The following is a 16,229-nucleotide window of genomic DNA, read 5'->3' as shown; positions in this document are numbered from 1 at the left end:
CGCATCCCGTACTGACCATGTCGGTCCAGGACATGATCGACGAGACGGCGGAACCGGCCGTCGCCACCGGCACGTTGCGCCGTGACCAGGGCGGTCTCCCGCGCTTCCTGCTCTCGGTCGCCGAGGCGTACGTACGCGGAGTCGAGGCCGACTGGGCCGGACTCTTCGCGGGCACGGACGCCCGCCGGGTCGATCTGCCGACCTATGCCTTCCAGCACGAGAGGCTCTGGGCCGTTCCGCCAGCCCCGGGGCACGCGGTCGCCGCCGACCCCGTCGACGAGGAGTTCTGGACGGCGGTGGAGCAGGAGGACCTGTCCGCGCTGACCTCCACCCTGGGCACGGACGAGGACTCCGTGGCCGCCGTGCTGCCCGCGCTGTCGTCATGGCGCAGGTCCCGCAAGGACCGCTCCACCGTCGACTCCTGGCGCTACCGGGTGTCCTGGACGCCGGTGAGCACCGTTCCGCGGCGGTCGCTGACGGGCGGCTGGCTCGTCGTCTCCGCCGAGGGCCACGACACGGACGAGGTGGCCGACGCGCTCGCCGGCCAGGGCGCCGAGGTGATCCGGCTGGTGCTCGACGAGCCGTGTGTGGACCGCGCGGTCCTCGCCGAACGGCTGGCCGGGGCCGGTGAGTTCGCCGGGGTCGTCTCGACGCTCGCCGCCGCCGAGGAGCCCGGCGACCTCCACCCCGGACTGACGCGCGGACTCGCGCTGACCGTCTCGCTGGTCCAGGCCCTGGGCGACGCCGGAATCGAGGCCCCGCTGTGGTTCCTCACCCGGGGCGCGGTCTCCACCGGCCGCTCCGACGAGGTCACCTCCCCCGTCCAGGCACTGGTGTCCGGCGTCGGCTGGACCACCGCGCTGGAGCACCCGCAGCGCTGGGGCGGCGTCATCGACCTGCCGGACACGCTCGACGGGCGCGCGGCCGGACGGCTCGCCTCCGCGCTCTCGGGCGCGCTGGGCGAGGAGGACCAGCTCGCCATCCGCTCCTCCGGGGTCTTCACCCGCCGTATCGTCCGCGCCGGAGCCGGTGAGCAGGGGATCTCCCGCGACTGGACACCGCGCGGCACCACACTCGTCACCGGCGGCTCCGGCACTCTCGCCCCGCATCTCGCCCGCTGGCTGGCCGGACAGGGCGCCGAGCACCTGGTGCTGATGAGCCGCCGGGGCATGGACGCACCGGGCGCCGCCGAACTCGTCGCCGAACTGACCGCGTCGGGTACGGAGGCCACCGCCGTCGCCTGCGATGTGACCGACCGCGAAGCCGTCGCCGCGCTCCTCGGGGACCTCAAGGCCCAGGGCCGTACCGTACGCACGGTCGTCCACACCGCCGCGCTCATCGAGCTGTACTCCCTGGCCGAGACCACGATGGACGCGTTCTCCCGCGTCCTGCACGCGAAGGTGACCGGCGCCCGGGTCCTGGACGAACTCCTCGACAACGACGACCTGGACGACCTGATCCTCTACTCGTCCACCGCCGGAATGTGGGGCAGCGGGGCGCACGCCGCCTATGTGGCGGGCAACGCCTATCTCGCCGCGCTCGCCGCCCACCGGCGCGCCCGCGGACTGCGCGCCACCTCCCTGTCCTGGGGCATCTGGGCCGACGACATCAAGGCCGGCCGCGTCGACCCGAAGCTGATCCGCCGCAGCGGTCTGGAGTTCATGGACCCGCAGCTGGCGCTGACCGGACTGAAGCGGGCCCTGGACGACGACGAGACCGTCATCGCGGTCGCCGACGTCGACTGGGAGACGTACTACCCCGTCTACACCTCAAGCCGCCCCACGGCCCTGTTCACCGAGGTCCCCGAGGTCCGGGCGCTCACCGAGGCCGCCGAGCAGAGCACCGGGACCGTCGTGGAGGGCGAGTTCACGGCCAGGCTTCGCGCGCTGTCCGCCGCCGAGCAGGACCGGCTGGTGCTGGAGGTCGTCCGCACCGAAGCCATGGCCGTCCTCGGCCTCTCGTCGCCCGACGCCCTGCCCGACCAACGGGCCTTCCGCGACGTCGGTTTCGACTCGCTCACCGCCGTAGGACTGCGCAATCGTCTCACCTCCGTCACCGGGCTGACGCTGCCGACGACCATGGTCTTCGACTATCCGAGCCCGGCCGCGCTCGCCGCGTTCCTCCGCTCCGAACTGGCCGGCGCGCAGAGCGCCACCGGGGCGCCCGCGCTCCCCGCGTCCCTCTCCGGGTCTCTCTCGGGGTCCGAGGACGATCCGATCGCCATCGTCGGCATGAGCTGCCGCTACCCCGGCGGGGTCACCTCCCCGGAGGAGCTGTGGAAGCTCGTCCTGAACGGTACGGACGCCATCTCCGGCTTCCCCGCCGACCGCGGCTGGGACGCCGAGTCGCTCTACGACCCGGACCCGGACCGCTCCGGCAGGACCTACTCCGTCCAGGGCGGATTCCTGCGGGACGTCGCCGACTTCGACCCCGGCTTCTTCGGCATCTCGCCGCGTGAGGCCATGTCGATGGACCCGCAGCAGCGCCTGCTGCTGGAGACGGCCTGGGAAGCCTTCGAACACGCCGGGATCGACATCGTCGCCCAGCGCTCCAGCCGCACCGGCACCTTCATCGGCGCCAGCTACCAGGACTACGCCTCCAGCGTGGCCAACTCCGCGGAGGGCTCCGAGGGCCACATGATCACCGGCACGCTCTCCAGCGTGCTGTCCGGCCGGGTCTCCTATCTCTTCGGATTCGAGGGACCGGCCGTCACCCTCGACACCGCCTGCTCCTCCTCGCTGGTCGCGCTGCATCTGGCCTGCCAGTCGCTGCGCGACGGCGAGAGCTCCCTCGCGCTCGCCGGCGGCGTCAGCATCATGTCCACCCCCAGCGCCTTCGTCGGCTTCAGCAGGCAGCGGGCGCTCGCGGCCGACGGCCGCTGCAAGGCGTACGCCGAGGCCGCCGACGGCATGACGCTCGCCGAGGGCGTCGGCCTGGTCCTGCTGGAGCGCCTTTCCGACGCGCGGCGCAACGGCCACACCGTACTCGCGGTCGTACGGGGCTCCGCCGTCAACCAGGACGGCGCCTCCAACGGACTGACCGCCCCCAACGGCCCCTCGCAGCAGCGCGTCATCCGCCAGGCCCTGGCCAACGCCGGACTTGAGTCCCGCGAGATCGATGTCATCGAGGGCCACGGCACCGGCACCGCGCTGGGCGACCCCATCGAGGCACAGGCGCTGCTCACCACCTACGGACAGGACCGGGACGCCGAACGGCCCCTGCTCCTCGGCTCGGTGAAGAGCAACATCGGCCACACCCAGATGGCCTCAGGCGTCGCCAGTGTGATCAAGATGGTGCACGCGCTCCAGCGGGGCATCGTGCCGAAGACCCTGCACATCGACACCCCGTCCTCGCACGTGGACTGGTCCTCCGGCGCCATCGGGCTGCTGACCGAGCGGACCGACTGGCCCGAGACCGGCCGCCCGCGCCGCGGCGCCGTCTCCTCCTTCGGACTCAGCGGCACCAACGCGCACACCATCCTCGAACAGGCCCCCGCCGAGGAGGCAGTCGAGGAGCCCGCCGAAGGACCGGAACCCGGCGGCGCGCCCCGCCCCGGCCTCCTTCCGCTGGTGGTCTCCGCCAGGAGCGAGACCGCGCTGCGCGCCCAGGCGGGACGGCTGCTCTCGCTGGTGGAGGAGCGCCCCGACGCGCGCCTCACCGACCTCGCCTTCTCCCTGGCCACCTCCCGGGCCGGTCTGGAGCGCCGCGCCGCCGTGGTGGCGGGGGAGCGCGACGAACTGCTGCGGGGCCTGCTGGCCCTGCGCGACGGACTGCCGGGCCCCGGGGTCGTCCAGGGCGGTACGGGCCGCGGCCGTACGGCGTTCCTCTTCACCGGCCAGGGCAGCCAGCGCCCCGGCATGGGCCGGGAGCTGTACGAGCGCTTCCCCGTCTTCGCCGACGCGCTCGACGCCGTACTGGCACGGGTCGACGGCGCGCTCGACCGGCCGCTGCGCGAGATCCTGTTCTCCGCCGAGGACTCGGCGGAAGCGGCCCTGCTCGACCGGACCGAATACGCGCAGCCCGCGCTCTTCGCCATCGAGGTGGCGCTGTTCCGGCTGGCCGTCTCCTGGGGCATCACCCCGGACTATCTGGCCGGCCACTCGATCGGTGAACTCGCGGCGGCCCATGTCGCGGGGGTGTTCTCCCTGGAGGACGCGTGCGCCCTGGTGGTGGCGCGCGGCCGGCTGATGCAGGCGCTGCCCGAGGGCGGCGCGATGATCTCCCTCCAGGCCGCCGAGGACGAGGTCCTGCCGCTGCTCGCAGGACGCGAGGACGAGGTGTCCATCGCCGCCGTCAACGGCCCGGCGTCGCTCGTCGTCGCGGGCGCCGAGGAGGCCGTCCTCGACATCGCCGCGACGATCGCGGCCGACGGCCGCAAGACCAAGCGGCTGCGGGTGAGCCATGCCTTCCACTCGCCGCTCATGGACGCCATGCTCGACGACTTCGCCCGGGTCGCGCGGGGCATCACGTACCACCCGCCGGTGATCCCCCTCGTCTCCAACGTCACCGGCTCGCTCGCCACCGGCGACCAGGTGAGCACACCGGATTACTGGGTCACGCACGTACGCCGGGCCGTCCGCTTCGCCGACGGGATCAACTGGCTCTCGGCCCAGGGCGGTGTCCGTACGTTCCTGGAGACCGGCCCCGACGGCGTGCTCTGCGGCATGGCCAGGGACAGCCTCACCGACGCGCCGCGCACCGGACTGCTGCCGCTGCTGCGGGCCGGCCGGCCCGAGGAGCGGACGGTCGTCACCGCGCTGGCCGGGGCGCACGCCCACGGCGTGGACATCGACTGGGCCGCGTACTTCGCGGACACCGGCGCACGCCGGATCGAACTGCCCACCTACGCCTTCCAGCGCGAGCGCTACTGGCCCGACACGCTCGCCGTCACGGATACGCCGCGCGGCGCGGGCAGCGCGGCGGACGCCGAGTTCTGGTCGGCCGTGGAGCGCGACGACATCGGCGCGCTCGCCGCCTCGCTGGGCCTCGACGACGCGACCGTCACCACGATGGTCCCGGCGCTCACCGCCTGGCGCCGCCGCCGCGACGAACAGTCCGAGGTGGACGCCTGGCGCTACCGGGTCACCTGGAAGCCGCGGACCGGATCCACCGCGCCGACCGCGCTCACCGGCCGCTGGCTCGTCCTCGCGCCGCCCCGCACGGAGGACGCCGAATGGTCCGACGAGGTCGTGCGCTCCCTCGCCACCCGGACCGTCGGCTGCGAGGTCACCGGCGCCGACCGGACCGCACTCGCCGCCCGGCTGGCCGAACTCCACGCCGAACACGGGGAGTTCGCCGGGGTCCTGTCACTGCTCGGCCTCGCCGGCTGCGAGAGCGTGTCCCGCACCGGCGTACCGGACTCCCTCGCGCTGACCACCGTCGCCGTACAGGCGCTCGGCGACGCAGGGATCGGCGCGCCGCTGTGGACCGTCACCCGCGGCGCGGTCTCCGTGGGCCGCTCCGAGACGGTGGTCGGACTCGACCAGGCCGCCGTATGGGGCCTCGGCCGCGTCATCGCGCTGGAACATCCCGACCGCTGGGGCGGCTGCGTCGATCTGCCCGAACGGCTCGACGCCCACACCGCGCGCAGGCTGCGCGGCGTCCTGGCCGGGACCGGCGGCGAGAGCGAGGCGGCCGTACGCGCCTCCGGCGTCTTCGTACGCCGGCTCGCCCACAGCCCCGCCGCGGGGAGCGGCGGGTCCCTCCCGGACGGGTCGAAGGGGTGCCCGTCCGGCACGATCCTGATCACCGGCGGTACCGGCGGCCTCGGCGGACATGTCGCCCGCGGGCTCGCCCGCGCCGGCGCCGAACATCTGCTGCTCGTCAGCAGGCGCGGCGAGGACGCCCCGGGCGCCGGCGCGCTGCGCACCGAACTGACCGGACTCGGCGCCCAGGTCACCATCACGGCCTGCGATGTCGCCGACCGCGAGGAACTGGCCGCCCTGCTCGGTACCGTCCCCGAGGACGCCCCGCTCGGCGCGGTCATCCACACGGCCGGTGTCGTGGCCGACAGCGTGGTGGACACGCTGACCCAGGACGGCTTCAGGGCCGTCCTGGACGCGAAGGTCGCCTCCGCGCGCCATCTGCATGAACTGACCGCCCAGCTGCCGCTGTCCGCGTTCGTCCTCTTCTCCTCCACGGCGGGCGTCTTCGGCGCCGCCGGACAGGGCAACTACGCCGCGGCCAACGCCTATCTGGACGCCCTCGCCGAATACCGGCGCGCACACGGACAGACCGCGCTCTCGGTGGCCTGGGGCCCCTGGGCCGGATCCGGCATGGTCGCCGACGCGGCCGAGATCGAGACCCGCGTACGGCGCGGCGGATTCGAGCCGCTCGCCCCGGAACCCGCCGTCCGCGCCCTGCTCCGCGCCATCGAGCAGGACGACACCGCCCTCGCGCTCGCCGACATCGACTGGACCCGCTTCCTGCGCGCCTTCGCGCCGACCCGCCCCCTGCCGCTGGTCGGCGACCTGCCCGAGGTACGGCAGTCACCCACCGCAGGCGCCGGCGCCCTCGACGGGGAGCCGGAGCTGCGGCAGCGGCTCGCGGAACTCCCCGCGGCCGAGCGCGCCGGATACCTGCGGGATCTGCTGCGCGGCCAAGTGGCCGCCGTGCTCGGCCACTCCGACGCCGGGGCCATCGAGGACGACCGGCCCTTCCGTGACCTCGGCTTCGACTCGCTGACCACACTCGAACTGCGCAACGGGCTCGCCGCCGCCACCGGGCTCGGCCTCCCCGCCACGCTCGTCTACGACCGGCCGACCCCGCGCGAGCTGGCCGACTTCCTGCTCGCCGAACTCGACGGCTCGCTGCGGGGACCGGCCGCCGCCGCGCCGGTGGCAGGGGGACGCCCGCTCGACGACGACCCGATCGCCGTCGTCGGCATCAGCTGCCGCTTCCCCGGCGGGGTCTCCTCGCCCGAGGCGCTGTGGCAGTTGCTGGACCGGGGCGGGGACGGCATCACCCGCTTCCCTGACGACCGGGGCTGGGACATCGAAGCCCTCGGCGCGGGCGCCTCCGACACCCTCGAAGGCGGATTCCTCACCGGGGTCGCCGACTTCGACGCCCGCTTCTTCGGCATCTCGCCGCGCGAGGCACTGGCGATGGACCCGCAGCAGCGCCTGCTGCTCGAAGCGGCCTGGGAGGCGCTGGAGCGCGCCGGGATCGACCCGTCCGCCCTGCGCGGCTCCACCACCGGCGTCTTCGTCGGCACCAACGGCCAGGACTACCCCACCCTGCTGCGCCGGTCCGGCTCCGACGTCCAGGGGTATGTGGCCACCGGCAACACCGCCAGCGTCATGTCCGGCCGGCTCTCCTACGCCCTCGGGCTGGAGGGCCCGGCCGTCACCATCGACACCGCCTGCTCCTCCTCACTGGTCGCGCTGCACTGGGCCGGGAAGGCACTGAGCGCCGGTGAGTGCTCGCTGGTGATCGCGGGCGGTGTCTCCGTGATGTCGAGCCCCGACTCCTTCGTCGAGTTCTCCACCCAGGGCGGACTGGCCCCCGACGGCCGCTGCAAGGCGTTCTCCGACTCCGCCGACGGCACCGCCTGGTCCGAGGGCGTCGGCGTCCTCGTCCTGGAACGGCTCTCCGACGCCGTACGGAACGGACACCAGGTCCACGGCATCATCCGCTCCACCGCCGTCAACCAGGACGGCGCGTCCAACGGACTGACCGCCCCCAACGGACCCTCGCAGCAGCGCGTCATCCGGCAGGCGCTCGCCGACGCCGGACTGACCGCCGGCGACATCGACGCCGTCGAGGCCCATGGCACCGGCACCACCCTGGGGGACCCGATCGAGGCCCAGGCCCTGCTCACCACGTACGGCCGCGACCGGGAGCGCCCGCTGCTCCTCGGCACCGTCAAGTCCAACATCGGCCACACCCAGGCCGCCGCCGGTGTCGCGGGTGTCATCAAGATGCTGCTGGCGATGCGGCACGGCACCCTGCCCACGTCGCTGCACATCGACGCCCCCTCCGCGCATGTCGACTGGACGGCCGGCGACGTGCGGCTGCTCACCGAACCGGAGGCATGGCCGGAGACCGGCCGCCCGCGCCGCGCCGGAGTCTCGGCGTTCGGTGTCAGCGGTACGAACGCGCATGTCATCGTCGAACAGGCACCGGCCGTCGAAGCGCCGGCGCGGGAGAGCGCCGAGCCCGCCGCCACCCCGGCCGTCGTGCCGTGGATCGTCTCCGGCCGGACCCGTGAGGCGCTTCAGGCCCAGATCGACCGGGTCACCACCTTCGCGGCGGCCCACAGCGGCCTGTCCCCGCTGGACATCGGCCGCTCGCTCGCCACGGACCGTACGCTCTTCCCGCACCGCGCGGTGCTGCTGGCCGGCGCCGACGGCGTACGGGAGAGCGCGCGCGGTGTCGCGAGCCGGGCCCCCGGCAGGACCGCGTTCCTCTTCTCCGGCCAGGGCAGCCAGCGCGGCGCCATGGGCCGCGAGCTGTACGAGCGGTTCCCCGTCTTCGCCGAAGCCCTGGACGCGGTCCTCGCCCATCTGGACACCGAGCTCGAATTCCCGCTCAGGGAAGTGCTGTTCGCCGACCCGGGCACCTTCGAGGCGGAACTGCTCGACGAGACGGGATGGACCCAGCCCGCGCTGTTCGCGATCGAGGTCGCGCTCTTCCGGCTCGCCGAATCCTGGGGCCTCACCCCGGACTTCGTGGCCGGTCACTCCATCGGTGAGATCGCCGCCGCGCATGTGGCGGGAGTGCTCTCGTTGGCGGACGCCTGCCGGCTGGTCGCGGCCCGCGCCACGCTCATGCAGGCGCTCCCGCAGGGCGGCGCGATGGTCGCCCTCCAGGCCACCGAGGACGAGGTCGCGCCGCTGCTGGCCGGCGATGTCTCGATCGCGGCGGTCAACGGCCCGCGCGCACTGGTCATCGCCGGTGCCGAGGACGCCGTCCTGGAGATCGCCGAGGTGTTCGCCGCCGACGGACGTCGCACCACGCGGCTGCGGGTCTCGCACGCCTTCCACTCGCCGCTGATGGACCCGATGCTGGCGGACTTCGCCCGGGTCGCCGAGGGACTCGGCTACGAGGAGCCCCGTATCCCGGTGGTCTCCAACCTGACCGGCGCCCTGGCGACGGCGGACGAACTGCGCTCGCCCGCCTACTGGGTGCGGCACGCCCGCGAAGCCGTACGGTTCGCCGACGGCGTGCGCACCCTGCGGGACGCCGGGGTCGGGACGTTCGTGGAACTGGGCCCCGACGGGGTGCTCGCGGCGATGGCCCAGCAGAGCCTGGACGGGGCCGAGCCCGCGCCCGTGGTGGTGCCGCTCCTGCGCGGGGAGCAGGGCGAGGAGACGGCCGTGGTCGCCGCGCTGGCCGCGCTGCACACGCATGGCACGGGACCGCGCTGGGCCGCCTTCTTCGAGGGTCTTGGCGCGCGCCGGGTCGAGCTGCCCACGTACGCCTTCCAGCGCGAGCGGTACTGGCCCGAGCCCGCCGCGCCCGCCGCCGCCGGGGCGGCCGACCCGGTGGACGCCGAGTTCTGGTCGGCGGTGGAACGCGAGGACCTGGAGTCGCTGGCCGCCTCGCTGGACCTGGACGGCGACACCGTCACCGCGATGGTGCCCGCGCTCTCCGCCTGGCGCCGCCGCCGGGGCGAGCAGGCCGCCGGCGCCGACTGGCGCTACCACGAGACCTGGACACCGCTCGCCGCGCGGGCCGTGACCGAGCCGTCGGGCGACTGGCTGGTGATCACGGAGTCGGGCGCCGACTCGCCGTGGCACTCCGCCGTCGTCGAGGCGCTGCGTACGGGCACGGCCCGGCTGGACACGGTCACGGCCGACCCCGCCGACCCGCGCGGACTGGTCGAACCACTGGCCATGGCGCGCGCGAACCGGGACGGATCCCCCTACACCGGCGTCGTCTCCCTGCTCGCCGCGGGTGCCACCGGTGCGGTGGACCTGCCGTCCGATGCCGCCTGGTCCGACGCGCTGCTGACGGCCCTGGAAGAGGCGGGGATCGACGCGCCGCTGTGGTGCGTCACGCGGGGTGCCGTCTCCGTGGCCCCCTCCGAGCCGCCGCTCAGCGCCGGACAGGCCGCCGTATGGGGCCGGGGCCGGGTCACCGCGCTGGAGCACCCGGAGCGCTGGGGCGGTCTGATCGACCTCCCCGGAACGATCGACGACCGCACCGGCGCCGCCTTCGCGGCGATCCTGACGGTGCGTCAAGACCTGGACGGCGAGGACCAGATCGCGGTCCGCGCGAGCGGAGCATTCGGACGCAGGCTGGTCCGTACGACCACCACGGAGGCCAACCCGTCCGGTGCCTCCTGGCGCCCCACCGGCACCGTGCTCATCACCGGCGGTACGGGAACGATGGGCGGCCTGGCCGCCCGCCGGCTGGCCCGCGAGGGCGCCGGGCACCTCGTACTGACCGGTCGTCACGCCTCCGATCTCGCCGGGGCCGACGCGCTCGAAGCCGAACTGAAGCGGCTCGGCGCCACTGTCACCTTCGCCGTCTGCGACCTCTCCGACCCCTCTGACTCCTCCGACCACGAGGCGCTGACCGCGCTGCTCGACGCGCTCCCCGAGGACACGCCGCTGACCGCGGTGATCCACGCGGAGGGGATCACCCCTACCGGCGACTCCGGATCCGGGGGCCTCGCCGCCGCGCTCGCCGGAGTGCGCCGGCTCGACACCGTCCTCGGCGACCGGCCGCTCGACGCGTTCGTCCTCTTCGGCACGATCGCCGGGGTCTGGGGCGTCCGGGAGCAGGCGGACGAGGCCGCGTTCGGCGCGTACCTCGACGCCTTCGCCCGGCAGCGCCGCGCCCGGGGCGCCACCGCGCTCTCCGTCTCCTGGAGCGCCTGGTCGGACGCGGTCGACACGAGCATGGCCGGGCATCTGCGGATGAACGGACTGCCCGTTCTGGACGCCGATACGGCGCTCGCCGCGCTCGGCCGCGCCGTCGCGGACGGCGAGTCGGCCGTGACCGTGGCCGATGTGCGCTGGGAGACCTTCGCACCGGCCTTCGCCAAGGCCCGCCGCGGCACCCTGCTCTCCGACCTGCCCGAAGCACGCGAGGCCATCGCCGCGGTCGAACGCGACCGCGGCGACGAGCGGCATACGGCCGACGCCTACCGGCTGGGACTGCTGGAACTGCCCGAGGCGGAGCGCGCCGACGCCCTGCTCACGCTGGTCACCGACAAGGTCGCCGTGGTACTCGGACACCCGGACACGGCGGTCGTCGAATCCGATCTGCCCTTCCGCGACCTCGGGTTCGACTCGCTGACCGCCGTCGATCTGCGCAACCAGCTCACGGCCGCGACCGGCGTCACCCTGCCCGCCACCCTGGTCTTCGACCACCCCACCCCCGCCGAACTCGCCGGTCATCTGCGCGGCCTGCTGCTCGGCGAACTGCCGGACACCGCGGCCCCCGTGGTCGCCCCGGCCCGTACCGGCGACGACCCCGTCGCCATCGTCGGCATGGCCTGCCGCTACCCCGGCGGTGTCGGCTCGCCCGAGGACCTGTGGCGGCTCGTCATGGACGAGACCGACGCCGTCGGGGAGTTCCCCACCGACCGAGGCTGGGACCTGGACACCCTGCTCGGCGGTCCGCCGGAGGGCGGACGCGGACGCAGCACCACCGGAAACGGCGGCTTCCTCTACGACGCCGCCGACTTCGACCCCGGGGTCTTCGGCATCTCGCCGCGCGAGGCCATCGTGATGGACCCGCAGCAGCGCATCGTGCTCGAAGCGGCCTGGGAGGCGCTGGAGCGCGCGGGCATCGACGCGGCGACCCTGCGGGGCAGCACCACCGGTGTCTATGTCGGCGGCGGCAGCGGCGACTACCGGCCGCCGGCCGAGGCGGGCCAGTGGGAGACGGCCCAGTCGGCGAGCCTCCTGTCCGGCCGGCTCGCCTACTCCTTCGGCCTCCAGGGACCCACGGTCTCCGTCGACACCGCCTGCTCCTCGTCGCTGGTCGCGCTGCATCTGGCGGCCCAGGCGCTGCGTTCCGGCGAGTGCTCGATCGCGCTGGCCGGCGGGGTGACCGTGATGGCCACCCCGGCGGGCTTCGTCGAGTTCAGCGCCCAGGGCGCGCTGTCGCCCGACGGCCGCTGCAAGGCGTTCTCCGAGGACGCGGACGGCACCGGCTGGTCCGAGGGCGTGGGCATGCTCGTCGTCGAGCGGCTCTCCGACGCCCGCCGCAACGGTCACCACGTCCTGGCGGTCCTGCGCGGTTCCGCCATCAACCAGGACGGCGCCTCCAACGGACTGACCGCGCCCAGCGGACCCGCCCAGCAGCGGGTGATCCGGCAGGCGCTCGCCAACTCAAGCCTGACGGCCGCCGAGGTGGACGCCGTCGAGGCCCATGGCACCGGCACCAAGCTCGGTGACCCCATCGAGGCACAGGCGCTGCTGGCGACCTACGGCCAGGACCGCGACCCGGCACACCCGGTGCTGCTCGGGTCACTGAAGTCCAACATCGGCCACACGCAGGCCGCTTCCGGTGTCGCGGGCGTGATCAAGATGGTGATGGCGATGCGGCACGGCACCCTGCCGAGGTCGCTCCACACCGAGACCCCCACCTCGCACGTGGACTGGACGGCGGGCGCCGCCCGGCTGCTCACCGAGACGGTCGCCTGGCCCGAGTCGGGCCGCCCGCGCCGCGCCGGAGTCTCCTCGTTCGGTGCCAGCGGTACGAACGCCCACGTCATCCTGGAGCAGGCGCCGCCCGCCGAGCCCGCCCCGGCGCCCACCGCGCCCGAGGCGCCCGTTCGTACGGCGGGGACGCTGCCGGTCCTGCTCTCCGGCAAGTCCGAGAACGCACTGCGCGCCCAGGCACGGAGGCTGCACACCCGGGTGACGGAGCGCCCCGACGCCCCGCTGACCGATCTGGCGTTCTCGCTCGCGACGACCCGGGCGGTCTTCGACCACCGGGCCGCCCTGACGGTCACCGACCGGGACGGACTGCTCGCGGGACTCGCCGCACTCGCCGAGGGCGCCACCGCCTCGGAGCTGGTCGAGCACCAGGTGGAGCGGGTCGGGAAGCGCGCGTTCCTCTTCTCCGGCCAGGGCAGCCAGCGGCTCGGCATGGGCCGCGAACTGTACGCGGCCTTCCCGGTGTTCGCGCGGGCGCTGGACTCCGTACTGACCGCGCTCGACGCCGAACTGGGCCGCTCGCTGCGCGAGGTCATGTGGGGCGAGGACGCCGAGCCGCTGAACGGGACGGACGTCACCCAGCCGGCGCTGTTCGCGATCGAAGTGGCGCTCTTCCGGCTGGTGGAGTCCTGGGACCTGAGGCCGGACTTCGTGGCCGGCCACTCGATCGGTGAGATCGCCGCGGCCCATGTGGCGGGGGTGTTCTCGCTGGAGGACGCGGCCCGGCTGGTGGTGGCCCGTGCCCGGCTGATGCGGGCCCTGCCGTCCGGTGGCGCGATGGTCGCCGTGCAGGCCACCGAGGAGGAGGTCCTGCCGCTGCTGTCGGAGCGGGTCTCCGTGGCGGCGGTCAACGGGCCGATGTCGGTGGTGATCTCCGGTGCCGAGGACACGGTCCTGGAGGTCGCGGCCCAACTGGAGGCCCAGGGCCGCAAGACGACCGGGCTGCGGGTCTCGGGCGCCTTCCACTCACCGCTGATGGACCCGATGCTGGACGAGTTCCGCACCGTCGTCGCCGGGCTCTCGCTCCGGGCGCCCCGTATCCCGATGGTGTCCAATCTGACCGGTGCTCAGGCCACGGCCGGCGAACTGCGCTCGCCGGAGTACTGGGTACGGCACGTCCGCGAGGCCGTCCGCTTCGCCGACGGCGTACGGACGATGGCGGAGCGCGGCGTGACCACGTTCCTGGAGCTGGGCCCGGACGGGATTCTTTCCGCGCTGGCCCAGGAGACGGCGCCGCGCGGCGCCGTGGCCGTACCGGTCCTGCGCAAGGGCCGGGGCGAGGAGACCACGCTCGTCACCGCGCTCGCCCGGCTGCATGTCCACGGGGCGAGCCCTCGGTGGTCCGCGTTCTTCGCGGGTACCGGAGCCCAGTGGCTGGACCTGCCCACGTACGCCTTCCAGCACGGACGGTTCTGGCCGGACGTCATGCCCGGCGCCACCGCCGCGGGCGCCGACGCGCGGGAGACCGGGGCCAGTGACCGCGCGTTCTGGGACGCCGTGGAGCAGGAGGACTTCGCCTCGCTGGAGTCCGCCCTGGATGTCGAGGGCGACGCCCTGTCGAAGGTGCTGCCCGCGCTGCTGGACTGGCGCAGGCAGCGCGACGACGAATCGGTCGTGGAGGGCTGGCGCCACCGGATCGTCTGGAAGGCCCTGGCCGGGGCGTCCCTCGCCCACCGCAAGCCGCTGACGGGCACCTGGCTCGCGGTGGTACCCGCCGAACCGACCGAGGACGCCTGGGTGTCCGCCGCGCTCGACGCGCTCGGCACCAAGGTCGTACGGCTGGCCGTCTCCAGTCCCGACCGGACGGAACTGGCCGGGGAACTGCGCGCCCTCGCCGGCCGTGTCCACGCCGAGGACGGCACCCGGCCCTCCGGTGTCCTCTCGCTCCTGGCGCTGCGCGAGACCCTCGCGGGCAGCGTGCCCGAGGGAGCCGCCCTCACCGCCGTACTGCTCCAGGCACTCGGGGACGCCGGGATCGACGCGCCGCTGTGGTGCGCCACCCGGGGCGCCGTGTCCGTGAACCGCGCGGCCGGCGCGCACCGCCCGCTCCAGGCCGCCGTATGGGGGCTCGGCCGGGTCGCCGCGCTGGAGTACCCGGAGCGCTGGGGCGGTCTGATCGACCTCCCCGAGACGCTGGACGAACGCGCCGCGGCGGGCTTCGCCGGAGCGCTGGCGGGCCTCGACGGTGAGGACCAGGTGGCGGTACGCACCTCCGCGGTCCTCGCCCGACGGCTGGTACGGGCGCCCGGCGAGCGGTCCGCCCGCGCCTGGGACCCGGAAGGCACCGTCCTGATCACCGGCGGCACCGGCGCCCTCGGCGCCCATGTCGCCCGCAGGCTCGCCGAGGAAGGCGTCCAGCACCTGGTGCTGCTCAGCCGCAGTGGCCCCGAGGCACCGGGCGCCGACGCCCTGCGCGCCGAACTCGACGCGCTCGGCACGGCCGTCACGATCGAGGCCCGCGATGTCGCCGACCGCGCCCAACTGGACGCCGTACTGGCCGACATCCCGGCGGAGCACCCGCTCACCGGCGTGGTCCACGCCGCCGGGGTGCTGGACGACGGGGTACTCGACCGGCTCACCCCGGAGCGGTTCGAGGCGGTCTTCCGCTCGAAGGTCACCTCGGCCCTCCTGCTCGACGAACTGACCCGTGAGCTGGACCTCGCGGCGTTCGTGCTCTTCTCCTCCGCCTCCGCGGCCGTGGGCAACCTCGGCCAGGCCAACTACGCGGCGGCCAACGCGGTCCTGGACGCCCTGGCCGAACGGCGCCGCGCCCAGGACCTGCCGGCGACCTCCATCGCCTGGGGCGCCTGGGGCGGCGGCGGAATGGCCGGTGGCGCAGGTGCCGACGAGGCCGCGAAGCGCGCCGGAATCGGCGCCATGGACCCGGCGCTGGCCTGCGAGGCGCTGCTCCGGCTGGCCGGGGAGCCCGAGCCGACGGCGGTCGTCGCCGAAGTCGCCCTGGACCGCTTCGTCGGCGCCTTCGGCGCGGCCAGGCCGAGCGCCCTGCTCCGTGAACTCCCCGGCTACGGCGAGATGGTGGCCGCGACGACGGCGGCGGCGCCCGGGGACGGCGCGGCCGAGGGCGGACTGCGGGACCGGCTCACGGGCCTGCCCGCGAACCGGCGACTGGAGACGGTCGTCGACCTCGTCCGTACCCGGGCCGCGCGGGTGCTCGGCTATCCGGACACGGACGCCGTCGGCGCCGAACGCTCCTTCCGGGATCTCGGGGTGGACTCGCTCGGAGCCGTCGAACTGCGCAACCAGCTCAACACGGCCACCGGCCTGAGCCTGTCCGCGACGCTCGTCTTCGACCATCCGACGCCCACGGCCCTCGCCGAGCATGTGCTCGGCGAGCTGATCCCCGACGAGGGGGACGGAGCCGGGGCCGACGGCGAGGAGGCGGAGATCCGGGCCCTGCTGGCGTCCGTACCGCTCGCGCGGTTGCGGGACATCGGCGTGCTGGAACCGCTGCTCCAACTGGCCGGGCGGGGCGAGAGCGCCCCGGCGCGGGACGAAGGAACCGACAACACCGACGAGTCCATCGACTCGATGGCAGTGGCAGACCTGGTGCGGGCCGCGCTGGGCGGCCAGTCCGACCTGTAGCGCGAGAGT

General features: G+C 74.3%; 1 protein-coding gene (only partly in view). It reads left to right on the top strand.

Annotation, left to right across the window (positions count from 1 at the left end; all coding sequences use genetic code 11):
• Positions 1-16,220 carry the 3' portion of a type I polyketide synthase gene (locus M1203_RS13185; protein ID WP_249949818.1) on the top strand. 12,442 nt of this gene lie to the left of the window's left edge, so 16,220 of the gene's 28,662 nt are visible here — the last part of the coding sequence; the start codon falls outside the window, past its left edge; the stop codon is at positions 16,218-16,220.
• Positions 16,221-16,229 lie beyond the last annotated feature (9 nt).

This window comes from Streptomyces sp. 35G-GA-8 (assembly GCF_023534745.1).
Taxonomy (GTDB): Bacteria; Actinomycetota; Actinomycetes; order Streptomycetales; family Streptomycetaceae; genus Streptomyces.
This window is presented reverse-complemented; position numbering and strand designations above follow the sequence as displayed.